At 59.8% G+C, this 17,621-nt stretch carries 15 protein-coding genes; 8 read left to right on the top strand and 7 right to left on the bottom strand.

What is annotated here, in order from left to right; translation table 11 throughout:
- The coding region (locus PHN51_12420; protein ID MDD2819585.1) for a KAP family NTPase at nucleotides 1-2,433 on the bottom strand (2,433 nt) is incomplete at its 3' end.
- A 125-nt stretch (nucleotides 2,434-2,558) separates the two neighbouring features.
- Between PHN51_12420 and PHN51_12415 the strand changes: the two genes are divergently transcribed.
- Both PHN51_12415 and PHN51_12410 read left to right on the top strand, forming a co-directional pair.
- Nucleotides 2,559-3,908: a hypothetical protein gene (locus PHN51_12415; GenBank protein ID MDD2819584.1), complete on the top strand. Its 1,350-nt coding sequence runs from the start codon at nucleotides 2,559-2,561 to the stop codon at nucleotides 3,906-3,908.
- Nucleotides 3,909-4,279: 371 nt separating this feature from the next.
- Nucleotides 4,280-5,671 (top strand): glyoxalase superfamily protein, encoded by a 1,392-nt coding sequence (locus PHN51_12410; GenBank protein ID MDD2819583.1) that lies wholly within the window; start codon nucleotides 4,280-4,282, stop codon nucleotides 5,669-5,671.
- Nucleotides 5,672-6,087: 416 nt separating this feature from the next.
- On the opposite strand, the gene PHN51_12405 is transcribed toward PHN51_12410, so the two are convergent.
- The gene (locus PHN51_12405; protein ID MDD2819582.1) at nucleotides 6,088-6,723 is read right to left on the bottom strand and encodes a hypothetical protein; all 636 of its coding nucleotides are present in this window, start codon (nucleotides 6,721-6,723) and stop codon (nucleotides 6,088-6,090) included.
- Between the two features lie 204 nt (nucleotides 6,724-6,927).
- On the opposite strand from PHN51_12405, the gene PHN51_12400 reads away from it, so the two are divergent.
- Nucleotides 6,928-7,551 carry a tyrosine-type recombinase/integrase gene (locus PHN51_12400; GenBank protein ID MDD2819581.1) on the top strand — a complete coding sequence of 208 codons (624 nt, stop codon included), beginning with the start codon at nucleotides 6,928-6,930 and terminating at the stop codon, nucleotides 7,549-7,551.
- Nucleotides 7,552-7,789: 238 nt separating this feature from the next.
- The gene (locus tag PHN51_12395; protein ID MDD2819580.1) at nucleotides 7,790-8,965 is read left to right on the top strand and encodes a hypothetical protein; all 1,176 of its coding nucleotides are present in this window, start codon (nucleotides 7,790-7,792) and stop codon (nucleotides 8,963-8,965) included.
- Between the two features lie 630 nt (nucleotides 8,966-9,595).
- On the opposite strand, the gene PHN51_12390 is transcribed toward PHN51_12395, so the two are convergent.
- The 4 genes from PHN51_12390 to PHN51_12375 all read right to left on the bottom strand — a co-directional run bounded on the left by PHN51_12390 (nucleotide 9,596) and on the right by PHN51_12375 (nucleotide 13,033).
- On the bottom strand, nucleotides 9,596-10,606 hold the full coding sequence (locus tag PHN51_12390; GenBank protein MDD2819579.1) for an AraC family transcriptional regulator: 1,011 nt from the start codon (nucleotides 10,604-10,606) through the stop codon (nucleotides 9,596-9,598).
- Nucleotides 10,607-10,648: 42 nt separating this feature from the next.
- Complete coding sequence (locus tag PHN51_12385; GenBank protein ID MDD2819578.1) at nucleotides 10,649-11,836, bottom strand: serine hydrolase; 1,188 nt, start codon at nucleotides 11,834-11,836, stop codon at nucleotides 10,649-10,651.
- A gap of 207 nt (nucleotides 11,837-12,043) precedes the next feature.
- Nucleotides 12,044-12,721 (bottom strand): maleylacetoacetate isomerase, encoded by a 678-nt coding sequence (maiA, locus tag PHN51_12380; protein ID MDD2819577.1) that lies wholly within the window; start codon nucleotides 12,719-12,721, stop codon nucleotides 12,044-12,046.
- 138 nt (nucleotides 12,722-12,859) lie between these two features.
- Entirely contained in the window at nucleotides 12,860-13,033 is a 174-nt protein-coding gene (locus PHN51_12375; protein ID MDD2819576.1) for a hypothetical protein, read from the bottom strand.
- Between the two features lie 397 nt (nucleotides 13,034-13,430).
- On the opposite strand from PHN51_12375, the gene PHN51_12370 reads away from it, so the two are divergent.
- Genes PHN51_12370 through PHN51_12355 form a run of 4 tightly spaced genes read left to right on the top strand, consistent with a single transcriptional unit; the run spans nucleotide 13,431 to nucleotide 16,275 of the window.
- Entirely contained in the window at nucleotides 13,431-13,688 is a 258-nt protein-coding gene (locus PHN51_12370; protein MDD2819575.1) for a PepSY domain-containing protein, read from the top strand.
- A gap of 44 nt (nucleotides 13,689-13,732) precedes the next feature.
- On the top strand, nucleotides 13,733-14,278 hold the full coding sequence (locus PHN51_12365) for a cytochrome b/b6 domain-containing protein (protein ID MDD2819574.1): 546 nt from the start codon (nucleotides 13,733-13,735) through the stop codon (nucleotides 14,276-14,278).
- Nucleotides 14,279-14,291: 13 nt separating this feature from the next.
- Nucleotides 14,292-14,945 (top strand): response regulator transcription factor, encoded by a 654-nt coding sequence (locus PHN51_12360; GenBank protein MDD2819573.1) that lies wholly within the window; start codon nucleotides 14,292-14,294, stop codon nucleotides 14,943-14,945.
- A 55-nt stretch (nucleotides 14,946-15,000) separates the two neighbouring features.
- Nucleotides 15,001-16,275: a HAMP domain-containing sensor histidine kinase gene (locus tag PHN51_12355; protein ID MDD2819572.1), complete on the top strand. Its 1,275-nt coding sequence runs from the start codon at nucleotides 15,001-15,003 to the stop codon at nucleotides 16,273-16,275.
- 422 nt (nucleotides 16,276-16,697) lie between these two features.
- Here PHN51_12355 and PHN51_12350 read toward each other — a convergent pair whose 3' ends face one another.
- Nucleotides 16,698-17,321: a tyrosine-type recombinase/integrase gene (locus PHN51_12350; protein ID MDD2819571.1), complete on the bottom strand. Its 624-nt coding sequence runs from the start codon at nucleotides 17,319-17,321 to the stop codon at nucleotides 16,698-16,700.
- Between the last annotated feature and the right edge of the window lie 300 nt (nucleotides 17,322-17,621).

The raw sequence follows: 17,621 nt of genomic DNA, 5'->3' as shown, positions 1-17,621 counted from the left end.
AGCCTGTTCATGGAGATGCGCAAAAGCCTGCCCTAAAAACGCATCTACGGGCACTTCACGTGCTTCGGCGATGAAGTTCCGTCCAGCGTCAATGTAGGTACGCTTGAAGAGCGCGAACACCTGTTGAGAGAGCCGCCTCATGCCCAGCAGGGCTAGTTTGCTAACCAGACCTGAAGTCATAGCGGACGGGTCTTGGTGAATGATCAGCGCTGTGTGCAGGTTGTACAGCTGCCCGCCGCGATCCGCCGAACACTGCAGCCTGAATAGCATCAGATCATTCCAACCGAGCACACCGCGGTCTAGGCTCGCGAGCCGCTCCAGCAGACCTTTCCCAACGTACGCTTGCTCTCCGAAGATGCGCCACGCGACTTCTATGACGTTCTCCGGGGTGTTTGCCCGTCGCCGGCCGACAGTTCGCCCCCAACCTGCGCGATCCAACAGCCGCAATAACGAGTAGATCGACCTCGGCCGCAGTCCACGGTCATCGTTGTCGAACGACGAGTAGCGTGGTAGGTACTCAACGAGCGTTTCGATGGCGTCTTCTGCGGTCGGGCTGGTGAAGTCGTGGGCCTGATTGACAAGTACCCGCCAGAACTGGTCGTGTGCGGTCTCTGTTCGTTCCAGTGCAAACTCAGCTTCCGCGAGAACCGAGGCAATCGATCGTCCCTTGCGAACCTGATCCACCGCTGTTTGGTAGAGAACAAAGGTCTCCTGCGGCTCCGGCGTGGCAAAGCGAACAATGAGCTTCAAAAAGCTCTCCAGGTTTCTCGTATCGCCCTTGTTAAAGCACGCCCGGGACCGAAGAACGGACTCTTCAATGTTGCGCCCGTCGCCCAGCTCCAAAACCTCCACGTCAAACAACTGCTCCAGCAAGAAACTGGCAGAACCTGGGTGCACGTCCTTGACCTTTGCAAAACCATCGGCGTTCTTGAAGTCTGGTTCGTCGTACTTGCGCCGAATCGAGAAAGTACCACTGCGCCCCTCTGTCTCCTCGGCGTATATGCGCCTGAACAACCCTGGATAGTTCAGGTGCAGCAGCATCAAATTGATGAGGTCACGCTTATTGAAGTCGGTCCGGCCCAGATTGGTCTTCTCAATCTGCATGAGCAAGATCGCGTTGATGAAGCGCTTAACCTTGCGCAGATCACCGAGCAAAGGCAGGTACTTGGCGGCAAGATCACCACTCAAGATTTCCGCTAGCTCATTTAGTACGGCACCAAGCTTCAACATCGTGTCCGAAGGCACGGACCCGAGCTGGCTCTCGCTCTTTTCCCAGTCGCGTTGTAAGAAGTTGCGGATGCTGGAGCTGTCCACGAATAAGCTCAGTTTGACTGTCACAAACTTCTCAAGGAACTCACGCGCCCTGGATCCTTCCTCTTTGCCACCGGCCAGTACCTCGGTGTCATAGCAAAGGACGTAGGTCGCTTGCGACAGCTTGAAGGTGCGTCGCGTTGCGAATAGGACGTTGTTGACGGTCTTCGCGTCCAGACGATCCAGGTCGTCGATGACTACGATCACACGTCGACCGATACGTCGAAGGACCTCGTCAATGTCGTCGAGCAACTCATCGACGGTTTCCTGAGAAGGCTCCAGCGAGAGCTTGAAGCCCAGGAACGAAACGTCAGCCTTACCCTTGATGAGCCGAGAGTATCGGGAGGCCGCAGGACGGAACTCGGGTGCAAAGACCTTGCTCTGAATCGCGGCGGACAGGTCGCGAATCAAGCGATCAGCGAGATCTGGCTCGGATGCGTATCGAAGGGGCTCAAACCGACAAACAATTACCTTGTCCGCAGCTCGCTCCCAGTAGCGTTCTGCAAGATTGATGAAGCTTGTCTTGCCTACGCCCCAGGGGCCATCGACACCGAACACCAATCCTGAATGCACACCGCTTGCGAGGACTGTCTCTGCGAACGACTTTGCTTGGGTCTCGTTCGATAGCAGATCGTCGGTCTCCTGTCTGATCTCTTCGTCCGCAAGGAAACGGAATTGCGAAGGAGTCTGCCGCCTTCTAGGCCAATGCCACTGGACTAGCGGTGACAAAAGCACAGTGCAGAAAAGCAGAAGAAAAACTGGCGCCCAATACGGGTCCGCCGCTTTCAATGCTGCGTGGAACTTTAAAAGCCAAGGCATGGCTAACTCGTTTGACCAAGCTCCCAAGCACATTGCGATGAGTAGATCGAAACGAAGGCTTTGCCCCATTTGGAAGGCAGAAACATGCGCACCACGATTGATGGCGTAGACCACACAGACCGCCAGTCCAATAAGAACAGGTATTGCTTTGGCCCAAAGGGGAAAGTCGGCTATCGCAGGAACAAACGCAGTTCCCAGATAGTAGGTAGTCCTGCAGACCTCTGCGGCAACCAAGCCAACAACGAACATCTTGGCAAAGACCAGGAGTTCGGGCATTTTCATCGTGTGCTTGGTAGCCGCCATTCAACATTCCTCTCTGTGACGCGTGAGCGCATTGTGCGTGCAGCGACTTGCGGGTCGTGCTGGCGCTCCTCGGCATCTTGCGCCGTCCGGAAGACATGCGATGATTGGTGGCCAAGGAGGACGCGATGCGACTGCCACAGGGTATAGAGGACGATACTGATGTCCGCACAGCGCTCCGTTGGCTAGCAGAGATCAGCGGCAATGCCGTCGGCTTCGGGCGGCGACTACGCGCAGCCCAGCAGGCCTATATCGATTACACAGGCGCTGCCGGCGACTTCGGGCGCAACCCTGCGTTGTCAGCTCTCGGGGCCGACGTCGTGGCCTCCTTTCTGGCCCAGTCTCAATCCTTGCTTGATTGCAGGCGATCCTTCGACCAAGCTCTTGCCTCGCGCTGTGTTCCTTGGATCAAACAGATTGGGGTGAATGTTGAGGCTCTGGCGAATGTGCCTGGCGCGGAGCAGCGAGCTCGCCGCATGCTGCAGGACGCTGCCAGCGAGCCGGACGGACCCATGCTTGAGCTGGTGATGGCCGGGAACTACGCAGCCGATGGAGAGGACGTAGCCTTCATACCCGAGCAGCCCGGCCAAGCCAAGACGCCGGACATCCATCTGACAGTTGACGGGCGCTCTGAGCGCGTCGCCGTTGAATTCAAGCGGCTCAGAGCAGGCCAGTACGAGGCGGACGAACGCGAGCTACAGCGACGGATATTCCGCCGTGCTGCTGAGATCATCGATAGGCGGAAGTTGTCTCTATCCATCGATGTGAACTACAGCGTCGAACTCAAAGACGTGCCCGAGACGTACCTCTCCGACTGGGTTTTGCGATTCCTGTCGAGCCCGCTTTTCACACCTGGCCACTACCCCTGGCGTGACGAGTTCGGCTCGGGTGAGATTCGCCAAGCCAATGTCCAGGCGGTACTGGAGGACATTGCGGACTCGTCTCTCTATTTCGGGACGAAGCTGGCACGATTGCTGTCAGGGAACCCAGTTCGCGATAACGGCTACAACCTTGCCGTCGGCTTGGTCCCCGACAATCGTGACCCCCGCTTCTTCCAGGACTTCCGCTACGGTTCAGTCGTCACTTGGCAATGCACAGCGCCAGTGGCGATCGAGCGCAAGGCGCGCCACGTCAAAACCAAACTTGCCGAAGCAGGTCGCCAGGTAGCCACCCAGAAGGTCGGCGTCATCCATCTCGCGATGGACATCGAGCTTGGCTGCGAGTCGTCTGACCTCAGGCGACAGCGCAACAAGGAGGTCATCACAGAGTTTCGCGCCGAGTCGATGGTTGCGGCGCTATATGTGCACTACCTCGTGCCACGCATATCCGAATCACATTCTTGGCTCGTCGACGAGACTTGCGACAAGTTTGGTCATGATGGTGATCCACCCACAATGATGATTTTTCCTGGCTCGGAGGTGCTGGGTAACGACCTGCCGGCATGGCAGCAAACGCTACCCATCCCTAGGCGCCTTTAGCTCTACACCTTTCGGAGGTCCCATGCAGATCCTGGACTGGCTGTGCGAGCGCGATGATGGCTTGGCTCACCTGGCCGACGGAGAGCGAGAAGCGGCCATCAGCTTTGCATTGCTTTGGATGTACTTTGAAGCGCGGCTGTTGAACACTCGGGCAAGCTCAACAGCGCTAAAAACCTTGGTCTCGCGCCTAGAGCAAGCCAAGCTGGCCCTTGATGGGGAGCCCATTGCAGTTTTTACGACTACTTTCGACGGTGGGCTGCCGCGCGACCTTCGGTGTACGAAAAAGACAGAGTTTCGCGCCCCCCAACCATCATTGCTTCCTTGGGCGGCCCGCAAAACGTGCACCGGAATCTGGTCCGATGGAGATCAATATGGACACCGAACAGCTCAAGGTGCTTGCACAGCGCTTGCGCGCATACCTCGGAAAACATCAGGTTCAACTCAAACACGGGCAGGCGCTCGATCTTGTCGCGGCGCTGCTAGGACTTCGACACTGGCCAGAAGTCAACGCTTTCCCGGCGCGCGTTGCTGCAGTTCAAGTCGATGAGACTTCCGCTGGACGCCTGTCCCGCCGCCTTACGAAAGTGCATGGCGTTGCCCTCACGCCTGCGCAGTTGTTGAGGATCTTGAAGCCCTCACACATTAAGAGTGGCCGAGTACTGGCCTACGAGGAAATGGACGAAGCTGGCTTACCGACGGGCCGCCGTATGGCATTTGCTGGCGTCGAGTTCACTCCGCTGCAGTATGCGGACCTCATTGACAAGAAGCTCACCGATAAGGTTGTCGTCCCGCTGAACTGGACGCGCGCCAAAGTCATTGAAAGCAACATTCCGGAGATCCAGCTGGATGGGGTTGCCTCTGGGAATGCAACCATCGAATCGTTCTACACATCCAAGACCATTGGGTTGGTGAAGGGCGGTTGGCTGCCGTCAGGATTGGCTGTCCGCCAAGACATGATTGTTCTCCCGGACCGTTGCACCATCACCGAGCTGAAGGGACGTTTCCTTCACGGAGTCAAGAGAAAAGCGGACGACAAGGACTTTCTCGACTTCTTTGCGGGCGATGGCATTCGCATCAATCCGCTGCTGTTTGCCTTGGAAGGCAACTTGCGACGGAATCCAACGCCTTACGAAATCCAGCAGCAACTCGAGGAAGTCAGCGCGGCGTTGCGCATCGCGCTCCCCAAAGCTGAGTTGGTCCCTGGAGACAGCGGTGGCCTGCGCGGTGTGGTGGGCATCGTCCAAGACACAGCAACCAGCATGCAGAGAAAACAGACTTTCTTGATGCGCATGGCGCCACTGCTGCAGGCTCCGACAAGCGAAAGCAAGAAGGCTCAGTTATGGGATGAGACTTTGGCCGTGGCCCAAGAATGCGGCGTGGACACAAAATCTCTGGTGGTCCTAGCTGTGCTGAGCTCCATATCTGTTCCGTTGGGTAAGAGTCCTGCCAAGCGACTGCTCAAGCCGTCGCTGGCCTATTCTGCTGAGTGCGCCTACAACGCCCTCGCAGATCTTCGATCACTTGAGATGCTGATGTGCCTCTTCGCCTTGTTTCCTGATCAACAGATCATGCTGTGCACCGGGGACAAGAATCTTGCGCTTCTTTGGGCTGGCATCCGAGCATCAAAATTCTCATGGTCTGGCAAAGGCGCGATCTTCACGATTTCGCCCGTCGAGGCGTTCTTGCCGGATGTGTCTCCAGAGCGCAGCGCCACGTTCTTTGACTCCGCGCCTCAGCGCGATGTAGAGCAGGTCACGCCGTAACGGCAGGTGGATCAGTTCTGGCTGGAAATTAGCAACTAGGACTCAGACGCCAATCGGACGACGCGATTCAATGACGGCTTTCCGTAAAAGCAGTCTTCTGTCACCGGATACGCGACTGGCCGCTCGCAGCCTGAAGCAGCCAGATCGTAGAGCCGCTCTGCAGCGATTGCTGCCGGTGAGCGCAGCCCGACGTACTTACGCTGACTGCCAGGAAGGAGCCGTTGGATTCAACGACCCGAGGCGACCTGAATGGCGGCTTTACGAGGTACTGCGGTCATAGGGTTTTCGCGAGCAGGTTGGCGCCGCACCACCGACCGCTTCCCCATGACCTGAACTGGAGCCTTCGACCCAACGCAGTCGTTTAGATACCTTCGCTCAATGGCATGAACACAGGTGAATGGCTATTTTCCGAGCAGTTACAGGAGTAGGTCGTGAGGGTCTGCCGAGTTCACCAATGCAAGGTATTGACTGCCTACAAGCATTGGTTCGTAGTACAGCCCCATATGTTTCGCCATGCCTGTTGCATCAGCGCAAAAGCCTTCATTCATTAGGTCTGTGGGGGCGCCATGATTCCTAGCCAGTTTGGATGGCAATGCGAAGTCGATAACAGAATCCCCGCCAAGCGTTATCCATGCATGCAGGTCGATAGGCGCTGCTTCATCAACCGGTTGTGTTGCTATGGCACGCAGGTACGGCACATCGCAATGGAAAAATTGGCTTTGCTCGGTGCTGACAGAACCAATGACGATGTCAGCTTTAATACCTCGAGAGTTGAGTAAGCCGTACAACCGTGTCGTGACCTCCATGCATTGGTTGCCTAAGTATTCGGGCATTGAGGTGCGCCATAAGTGGTATTGGTCGTGCACAAAGGCATAGGCTTGTTGCACCAGCTTCGGCGAAGGTTGTTCAGCACTCACCACTGGTGCACGAGTCATCCCCATTGATGGCCAAAGAGATAGGGCAATGGAAAAGGAATCGAAGTAACTATAGGTCGGCATGATGAGGCGGGATTGGCGTGTATCGTCCTGATTTAAGAGTGATTGCTTCTGCACAATGGAGTGTGACAGATGCAATGTCATAGCTTCAAACAGGACTCTAAATCGATGACCGCTCTTGGCCGAGAGCGTGAAACTGGCTGCGTGTCTGGAAGCTGCCCTTCGTCGTCGTAGCCCGACATCCTTGCAGCCTCGCTAGGCTGGCGCCTCGGCGCCTTGGACGCGCATCCTGTCGAGCCCTCAACTCGATAGGAGACCATCATGGATACCGAAGGCCAAACCGCGCACCGCGAGCCGTGGAACAAAGACAAGATCGTTGGGCAGAAGGCACCCTTTAAGGTGAAAGACATCTGGGCACTGCGCGTACGCCTTCAGATGCAAGGGCGGGTTCGTGAGCTCGCGCTGTTCAACCTAGGCATTGACAGCAAACTTCGCGGATGCGATCTCGTTGCACTTAAAGTGCGCGACGTGACACATGGTGATCAGGTGGCTACGCGGGCCATCGTCATGCAGCACAAGACCAAACGACCGGTCCAGTTCGAGATCACAGGAGTCACCCGTGATGCCCTGCAAGCATGGATCAAAAAGTCCGAGCTGAAGTCAGATGACTTCCTCTTCCCAAGCCGACTTCACGATTCACCACATTTGGGAACCAGGCAGTACGCGCGGATTCTTGGGCACTGGGTGGACGAACTTGGGTTGGATCGATCAGAGTACGGGACCCATTCAATGCGCAGGACAAAGGCGACCTTGATCTATCGCCGGACCAAGAATCTGCGGGCCGTGCAGTTGCTGCTCGGCCATTCGAAACTTGAGTCCACGGTGAGGTACCTGGGTATCGAGGTCGACGATGCCCTTGAGATCTCCGAGCAGACAGAGATCTGAGTTGAACGATTGGAGCGGCCATGTCCTAGTGCAGGGGTGTGGCCGCCTTCAATGGCTGCTATTTGGAGCACGTCCGAAGCAGTGCTCTCGGCCAAGAGCTGACCTTCGATGCTGCGGGACAGCCGACCGGTTCACTGCCGGCGACAGGCTATTGGCGGTGCCAGCACACGCTATGCTCTGTGCCCAGAGCGCTGAGTTCTTTCCTAACTCGGACGCAGTGCCACGAAAGAATGACAGCATGCTCGCAGACCTTGGACTTACCGTCGCCCGCCAGATTCCAATTGAAACGCTCACGGGCTTAGTCAGCGGGATGTACACCGTGCATGGCGGCGTGATCAGAGACGCGGGAGGCCGAATCGTCTCGCACCTCGTGACCTCGGGCGGGAGTGCAGCAATGAGCAGCCTCGTTCCGGGTCTCGGAGTCCTGGGGCAGGCCCTTCAGGGTGCGCAGCTCTGGAAGATTGGCAAAGATGTTGCCGCGGTTCAGCAAACGGTCAATACGGTGCTCAATGTCGCGATGACCGGAACGGTGCTTTCGGGCCTGGGGCTGGTGACCTCGGTCGCTGGTTTTACGTACCTTCGGCATAGGCTGAACCAGCTGGAAAGGAACTTGGCTGATATGGCCAAGGACGTCAAGAAGATCAAGCTGTCACAGGAAGGCTTGCACAAGTCCGAGTTGCAAACGGCAGTTGACGGTGCGCGTCACGCTGAGCATGCAACCGATGAGTCCGTGCGCAGGGGCTTGTTGATCGACAGCAAGCGCGAGTTCAACAAGCTGATGCACCACTACAAGCAAGAGTGGGCCCGCAGCGAGACTGTGCCGGAAATCCAAACCGTCAACGAGTTGTACACCTTGGCCATCTTGGGCTACGCGATGGTGTCCAGCGAATTGGGACTGCAAGACGCCGCAGCGCTGGATCTCAGGAACAACTGCCAGGACTGGACGACGCTGGCTCGCGGGCATGCAAAATCGATCGTGCTTGGCGCGCATCCAGAGCGGTTCATTGGCGGCGACTATGTCGAGCAGCTTCCCGCCAAGGTGCTGGTGGATCTATTGGATTTTGCGCACGACGAGCATCGCGGAATTGAGTGGTTCGACGAGCTCCGCCTGCAAGCTTCAAAGCACAGCACCCTGTTCGGGAGCCTGGCATCTTCGGCCCCCGATTCGCTGCGAAAGCGGTTGATCAAAGGAGAACCCGAAGGATCAATCGAACTGGCCAAGGGGCTCTATGCCCGCGCCAGCGTGTTGGACGCCAACGTGGCGCACTTCGAGTTCCTCCAGGACAAGAAGATCTCTGCCAGTGCGTTTCAGCAACAACTCGAGGACGCGCGCAAGGATTCCGGGGGTGAGGCTATTTGCGTCTACCCCGTTGAGATGGCGCAGGCGTACCCAGTTGAGATGTTGCAGACGTAAATCGGGCTCCTCTGCAGGTTGAACTTGGCAGAGGCCAATGCCATTGAGCTTGGCTTGGCGCCTTGATCCGATCGTGAGGCTTGTCTATCGCCTCAAGGGTCCTGCGCACATTCAGACCCGGTTGAACACGCTGAGCGCAGTGGCCACCAGGGGCGTGTGCGAGGGATGTCGCATGTGCGAAGTGGGGCGTCTTGGGCCCGCTGCCGCTCTGGCCATTGGAAGCCTGACTGACACGCGGAGTCCGCATCCGCATGGCGCTTTGACAGCGGGACTCACTTGAGATCATCCTCAAATCCGGGGCGGTTCAATGGCCGAGTACCCGCTATTACGCTTGAAGCGGTCCCACGCAGGGCCGACAGTCGAATGACTGGTCACGGCCGCCGCTGTCGAACAAGCGGGCAGCAGCGAACGACTCAGTTCAGCCTGAAGCAGCCAGATCGTAGAGCCGCTCTGCAGCGGGAGCGGCCGGTCAGTCACTCACGCCGCAAGACCGCGCTCGGCCACGAGCGGACGGCCGGCTGGTTGCCGAACAACGGCCACTCGGCAGTTACCTGCCCGGGGACCTGCCGTCGGCTCGTCGACCTTCTACCGCCGAACTGCTCCGTCTCACAGACATCGCCCCGAATGCGTTCAGCGCCGAGAAAGCGTCGTCGAGGGCGATTCGCCGAACCGGTTGCGGTAGCTGGCGGCAAACATGCCGAGGTTGGCGTAGCCCCAGGCTTCGGCCACGTCTCGAACCTTGGTCTGTGGAGAGGCCACCAGCAGCTCTGCGCGCACGCCGTTCAGGCGGATGTCGCGCAGGCACTGCATCGGCGTGCAGCCCCTGAACTCCCGAAACGCGGCATTGAGGGTGCGCACGCTGACGCCGGCACTCCGCGCCAGTTCGCTCAAGGTGGGCGCGTGCTGAGCATGGTCTCGCATGTGCTGTTCGGCCAGCAGCACATGGCGAGGCACCAGTCGGTGCACAGTCGGCTCCTGAGGGCTCTCCAGCTGCTGTCGCCACAACGTCAACAGGTGCAGCCCGATCATCTCCTCCAGGTGTCGCCCCAGCGGACCCTGCTCCACCGCGTCCGGCATCTCGGTGATGCAGCGGCACACGTAGGACAACAGGCTGATCCAGCTGGACTGCGCACCGCCGAAGCGGAACTTGCGGGCCCACATCCGCTCATCAGCCGGCGCGCCGAACCAGCGTTCGTGGAGCGCGGCCATCGCATCATGCTGGAAGGTCAGGTTGACCTGCAGATGATGCGGATCGGCATCGAGCCAGTAGTGGGTGCGCGAGTTGTCCACGAGGAAGGCTTCGCCAACCCCCGTGTTCGCATACTCCCGCCCGCTCGACCAGTGCCGAATGGCGCCACGCAGGGTCGTGAGGACCAGGCCGGTGCCGGCCTCCGCGGCAAAACCGGTCAGGTGCACTGGCACGCCGTAGCTGAAGCGGCTGAGCGTGAAGTGCCCGATGCGGATGGCGTCGAGCACCGAGTCGGGCTGCCGCACGAGCCCGACCGGCGCCGCGTCATACGGCATGTAGACCTGCTTGCACCAGTGCTGCACCTCGTCCCAATCCGTCGACGCCACCAGACGGTGGCGGGTGCTGGGGGCACCGGTGACGTCGGTGACCAGGACGTTGCGGATCGCTTCCATGCCGGTGTACTCCTCACGACGTGCGCCGCGGAAGTCAGCGGCTCACCGGTGATGATAGACGGCCGTCTCGAACTCCACAAAGCCTGGGTACGACGCCGTGTCCTGGAACGGCAGGATCTGGGTCGCCCAGTAGCCGCCGATCCCGCTGCTGCGGTCGATCCAGTAGAAGCAGTTGGCCAGACCGGCCCACATCAGCGAGTTGGCGGGGCGGCCCGAGGGCGTGCGCTCGCGGTTGGTCATGAAGGTGTAGGCCCATCCCTTGGCGGTGCCCGGGAAGAACTCGCCGGTGTTGCTGAGCGACGGGATCGACGTGGTCCACCCGCCAACCGACAGCCCGAGGGCGGCGAGGCCGTCCTGCGACATCTGCTGCACGGTCTCGGCCTTGAGCACACGGCCGTTCGGCCCGGCGCCGTCATTCAGGATCATGCGGATGAACTTCATGTACTCGCCCACCGTGGCGTACAGGCCTTGGCCGCCCATGTCCATCGGCGGCGGATCGGGCAGCACCAGGTCGGGCAGCGGGGTCAGCTTGCCGTCGGCCGCGCGATCGTGGATCGTCACGCGCCGGGCCTTCATCGCCTCGGTCATCTGGAAACCGATCTCGTTCATGCCCAGCGGCCCGAAGATGCGCTCCTTCATCACCTCGCCCAGGCGCTTGCCGCGCTGCTGCTCGACGATGCGCCCCAGCCAGTCAATGTTGACGCCGTAGGTCCACGCAGCGCCCGGCTCGTGGAGCAGCACCGTGCGGATCGAATCGAAGCTGCTCGACACCACCGTCGGGATGTTTTTGGCCGTGCGGTACTTCAGGTCATCGGCGCTGAAGAACTCGTAGCACAGCCCCGAGGTGTGGAGCATCAGGTCGTTGACGGTGATCTTGCGCCTGGGCGCACGCGTGCGGGGCTGGCCGTCAGCGCCAAAGCCGTCGAGCACCTGGAGCTGGTCAATCTCGGGCACGTACTTGCCGGCATCGTCGGTGAGCGAGATGCGGCCTTCCTCGACCAGCTGCATGATGCAGGTGCCGGTCAGCGCCTTCGTGGTGGAGAAGATCGCAAAGACGCTGTCGGTCGTCATGGGTCGATCCTGTCCGAGCTCTCGCGTCCCGGAGGCGCCCTCGTAGAAGTTGCCATTGCGGTCCGTCGCCATGGCCACCACGCCCGGTGCGCCGCCATGGCGCTGGGTGGTTTGGGTGAGCACGCTGTCCAGCGTGGCCTTTGTCTTTGAACTCGTCACGGTATGTCTCCTTGATTGCTGCTGGTGACCGGTGCGCCGCGATGGCGTGGCATCGGCTGGAGACAAATTTATGGCGAGCACCCAGGATCGCGTGTCTGGATCTGGCGAGGCGACGTCTGGAAATGGCAGGAATTCAGCACCGGGGCGCGGGCTCGCCGGCGCCTTTGCAGGATCGGCGGCGCTCCGAGACGCCGCCCAAGGCGTCCGTCAGGCCTTCGGTGCGCCCACCTGCCGGCTTGGATCGGCCGCGGCGAAGGCCTCCAGCTGCTCGCAGGCCGCCATCACCCGCATCACGGTCGGAATGCCCGGCACGTCGATCTTGAACACGCGCATCACCGCGATGATGCTGGCCAGACAAATGTCGGCGATCGTCGGCGTGTCGCCATGGCAGAAGGTGCCGGTGCTGGGCTCGTTGATCAGCCGTTGCTCCAAGGCCTGCAAGCCCGTCGTGAACCAGTGGATCTGCCAGGCACGCCAGGCCGCATCATCGAAGCCGCTTTGGGTGGTGAGGTACTTCTTGACCCGCGGGGTGATCAACGGGTGCGTGTCCGCCGCCAGCATGGCAGCCAGTGAGCGCACCCGAGCGCGGCCGTGCGCATCAGTCGGCAGCAGCGCGGGCGTCGGAAAGCTTTCCTCGATGAATTCCAGGATGGCCAGCGACTGCGTCAGGGGCGTCTGCGGCTGACCCGGACCGTGGTCCACGAGCGCCGGAATCGCGCCCATCGGGTTGATCTTGAGGAAAGCCTCGCTGCGCTGCTCGCCGGCATCGAGGTTGATGGTGTGCTCCTGCGGCGTCACGCCCTTGAGGTTGAAGGCGACGCGGACGCGGTAGGTCGCGGAGGTGCGCCAAAAAGAGAAGAGCTCAAATCGGGCGGTGTTGGTCATGGGAGTCCTGTTAGCAGGGTGCGAGCTATCGCCTGTAGAAGCAGCGTGGGTGCGTACGGGCCGGATTGTGGGTGATTGCACGTGGTGTCTGCGACTACGGAGCGATTGCGAACCGACTCACAGCTCAACCAGGTCGCATTACATGCCGGCGATGACAGCTTCGTAGAAGGCGCCACGCGCGGCTTTGGATCTGGGCGATGGCCGGTATGGGTCGGAAGCCGCCTGTGTTCGAACTGTGACCACAGACTGCTCCCAGCCTGAAGCCGTCGCAGACGGGCCATAGTCAGGTCTGCAGCGGTTGCTACCGTCCATGGCAGCACCGTGACCTCACTGTCCGAGTGAAGCACCAGTCATCTGCGAGCCGGCGATCCTCGCAAGCCCTTAGGCCGGTTTCAGAAGTACAGCCGACATCGGAATCTTGTGGCTGTGAGACTTCATCTTGAACGTTCGCTATTTCCGCTCTCGAACTGGTGCTCTGGGCCCAAAGCTGTTGTTTCAACGTTGAAGCCCAGCGACTAAGCGATAACGGACTCTATGGCATTCCGATGACCATGTCAGCTGCAGCAATGTGCGCGATGAATATCAAAACCCTGACACTTCGACGATGCGGAAGTTTCTTGCAATTCATGTTCACTTAATCTGGCGCGCGGACACTGCAGTCAGTGGGCAGCCTGTTCCACTGTTCTTTCAACCGACTTACGGAATCATCATGAAACTGAAACTGACCGCTCTCGTTCTGGCCCTTGGTACCACTGCCGCCTTCGCCGGCCCGACCTGCAATGTCCCACAAGAGAAGTGGATGAAGGAAGCAGACTTCAAGGCACAGATGGAAAAGCAGGGCTACCAGATCAAGACCTTCAAGGTCAGCAAGGGCAAGTGCTACGAAATCTACGGCTTCGACAAGGACGGCAAGAAGGTCGAGATCTACTTCGATCCCGCCACTGGCGCCGAACTCGAGCGCAAGTGACCCCGCTGCGTGCGTCCTGATAGCCGTTTGAAGCCTTGCCGACCATGAGTCCAGATACTGCCCCCCCCCTCACCCATCCCGTGAAAGTCTGGGACCCCTTCGTTCGCCTGTTCCACTGGAGCCTGGTGAGTTGCGTGCTGCTGAACCAGTTCGTGCTGGAAGCGGGCGAGACCGCCCATGAGTGGACGGGCTATGTGGCCACCGCACTGGTGCTGACCCGGGTAGTGTGGGGCTTCATCGGCAGTCGGCACTCACGTTTTGCCGACTTCTTTCCCACTCCCGGTCGCCTGATCCGCCACTTCGCAGCCCTGCGGCAAGGACAGCATCCGCAATACGTGGGCCACAACCCGCTCGGCGCCTTGATGATGCTGGCTCTCATGGCCATTGTGCTGGCGCTTGGCACTACGGGCTGGATGCAAACCACCGATGCCTACTTTGGCGAGGAATGGCTCATGGAGCTCCACAAATGGCTTGCCAACGGCCTGCTGATCGCAGCCGGCCTGCATGGCGTAGCCGCCATTGTGATGGGCCGGATCGAGCGTGTGAATCTGGTGCGCGCCATGGTCACCGGCGTCAAGCAATCCTACTGATTAAGATCGGTCCATGCGCCTGCTGCTGCTGGAAGATGACATCACCCTGGGCGAAGGCCTGCGCGACTACCTGCTTAGCGATGGTTACCGAGTCGATTGGTGCACTACGCTGGCCCAGGCCCGTTTGCTGATCAGCGAACCCTATGATGCCTGGCTTCTCGACTGGAACCTGCCGGATGGCTCGGGCGTCGAATGGCTCAAGTCCTTGCGTGCCAAGGGTCTCAAGGTTCCGGCCCTGATGCTGACTGCGCGTGACCTGCTGGCCGACCGTATCCAGGGCCTGGACAGCGGCGCAGACGATTTCCTGGTCAAGCCCTTCGCCCCAGAGGAACTCAGCGCACGCCTGCGGTCCATCTCGCGTCGGGTCGCAGGCAGTGCACAGCGCAAGGCCTTCGGCCCGGTAGAGGTTGACCTGACTGCCAAAGCAGCCTGGCTCGATGGACGCAGCGTGGAACTCACCGCCCGCGAGTGGTCTTTGCTGGAAGCGCTGGTTCTGCGTGCCGGTCGCATTGTCTCCAGGGACGACCTTGAAGCCCTGGTGCTGGGCTTCGATGGTGAGCTGGCCAGCAACTCGATCGAGGTGCATATCTTCAAGCTGCGTAGCAAGCTCGGCAAGGCCCTGATTGAAACCGTGCGCGGTCTGGGCTACCGGATTCCATCCCCCTGACATGCCGCTATTCAAGACTTCAGGTTTGCCATCCATCCAGCGGCGTGTCTCGCGTATGCTGCTGGTCGTCTCCCTGTTGTGGGCGCTGTTGGTTGCCGGGGTGGTACGGTACGTGGTGCGCCATGAAGTCAATGAACTGATGGATCAGGGGCTGCGTGAATCAGCCGAAGTCCTGCACAGCGTGCTGGCTGTGCTGCATCGGCAAGGCCAGAACCAGACGATCGCACAGGTCCACGCCGAGTACGAGGAACATCTGGTCTGGCAGATCGTTCATGTCCAGACCGGCGAGGTGGTCGGGCAATCGCACAAGGCGCCCGCACAGCCTATGCTGCTGACGCCCGACCCGCAGCCGCGCAACACAGCCGACGGCCAGTGGCGCGTGATTACCTTCTCGTTTCAAAACGACCCGCAGCATTTCCTGCTGGTGGCGCAAAGCGAGGAAGAGCGGGTGGAGTCCCGCACGGAAGCTACGACCTACACCTTGATCGGCGCCTTGCTGATGAGCGTTCTGGCAACGGCACTGCTGAGTTTGCTGGTGCGCCGCGAACTCGAGCCGCTGTTCGGTCTTTCGCGCGCGGTGGAAAGCTATGACCCCCTACGGCCCGAGACCCTGCCCCGGGTGCCCGAGCGGGCCGAGCTGGTCCCGATGGCGCAGGCCATCCGTGACCTGGGCGGGCGGCTGGCGCAACGCATCGCAAGCGAGCGGGCCTTCACCGCCCATGCGGCCCATGCCTTGCGCACGCCGCTGGCTGGAATCGATGCCCAGCTGGCGATCGCGCTCAAGGAGGCCCCGGAATCCTTGCGCCCGCGCCTGACACAATCCCGCGCGGCGGCCGCTCGCCTGAGCCGCGTGATGCAAGCCTTGCTGACGATGTTCCGCAGTGGCAGCGAGCCGCAACGGCAAATCATCCGACTGTCCGAACTGCTCGCCCCGCTGGCTTTTGATGCGTTGCAGCTGGACATCACCAGCGACAAGCCACTGGACGCCGACCCTGACCTGCTCTCGGCCGTCCTGTTCAACCTGATCGACAACGCGCAACGCCACCACGCCCAGAAGGTGGAGCTGACTGCAACGAGAGAAGCCGGAATCAACCAATTGCGGCTGCACGACGACGGCCAAGGCTGCCCGGCCGAGCAATTGCAGCAGCTGCGCGACGCCTTGGCACGCCAGGACTACGCTGCCAGCAGCGGTCTCAAGGGACTCGGGCTGATCCTGGCTGATCTCGTGGTGAGAGCCCACGGGGGCCACATCCAGCTGCCCACCGCCGCACAGGGTTTCTGCGTCGAGCTGAGCTGGCCAGCTGCCAGCCAGACTCAACGATCCAGTTAGGCCGCACTGACCTTGTCAGCGAGTTTGTCGAACTTAGCTGGGTCAGCCCACGGTTCAGTGCTTATGAGCGTCACAGCGGCGAAGACTGCCCTTTTCCGACTCCGACCCGTAGCGACACGTAGCATTCGTAAGCGCTCGTTAACACTGACTATGACCTGAGGCTTGGCCAGCACCATGGATGTGTCAAGGATGTTCTTGGCAAACCTGCAAGGGGCTAGCTGTCCGTTCTTGAGTCTACGTGGGACCGTGTTTCTTCATTCGTCAAGCTTGACCGACGTCGGGAGTTATGCCCTTTTTCTGGTGCGACAGTGAATGACGGGGTTGTGGCCGATAGCCCCTCTACTCAGAGGCTCCACAAAGCAGTCAGTAGACGTGGGCGGTCTGGTGGAGTTCCAGCTACGCCCACGTACCTGATGCTGGTCTCAGATTTCGGTCTGCTCTGAGATTTCCAGCGCGTCATCAACCTCAACGCCCAGGTACCTCACGGTCGATTCCAACTTGGAGTGCCCCAGCAGTAACTGCACTGCACGCAGGTTCTTGGTGCGGCGATAAATCAACGTCGCCTTGGTCCTGCGCAAGGAGTGGGTCCCATACTCGGCTCGATCCAACCCCAATTCATCGACCCAATGACCAAGAATGCGCGCGTATTGCCGTGTACCCAAATGGGGTGAACCGTGGAGGCGACTTGGAAAAAGAAAGTCATCTGACTTCAGCGCGGCCTGCTTGATCCACGCCTGAAGAGCCTCCCGCGTGGAAGACGTGATCTCAAACTGCACGGGACGCCTGGTCTTTTGCTGCATCACGATGGCGCGCGTAGCCACCTGATCGCCGTGGCACACATCACGCACTTTCAAGGCCACAAGGTCACAGCCACGCAGTTTGCTATCAATGCCGAGGTTGAAAAGTGCGAGTTCTCGAACTCGATCTTCCATCTGAAGACGGATTCGGAGCGCCCAAATGTCCTTCAGCTTGAAGGGGGCCTTCTGTCCAACGATTTTTCCTTTGTTCCAGGGCTCGCGAGGAGCGGTGCTATTTGATTTCTCCATGATGGTTCTCCCATCCAGTTGAGGGACAAAAAGCATGCGCTTGCCGAGCTCTAGGTCGTTGCGCTACGTCAAAGTCCAGTGAGCCTCGGCAGTTGCCCGGCCGACTTCTTTGTGGCATTTCGTCCCGGGCGTGCTATCGGCCAAGAGCAGCCGGTCAACTCTGTTGATTTCCATCCAAACCTGACCCACGTACCGACCCTAACCTGGTGCTTTTTTGAGCAGCAGGAGACCAGGAGTGATAGACGTGGCAACACTGAGTGTCATCAGGCGCTGGGCCCTGAGATAGCAGCTGTCCACCCG

The sequence above is a fragment of the Candidatus Nanopelagicales bacterium genome (assembly GCA_028687755.1).
Lineage (GTDB): Bacteria > Actinomycetota > Actinomycetes > S36-B12 > S36-B12 > UBA11398.
This window is presented reverse-complemented; position numbering and strand designations above follow the sequence as displayed.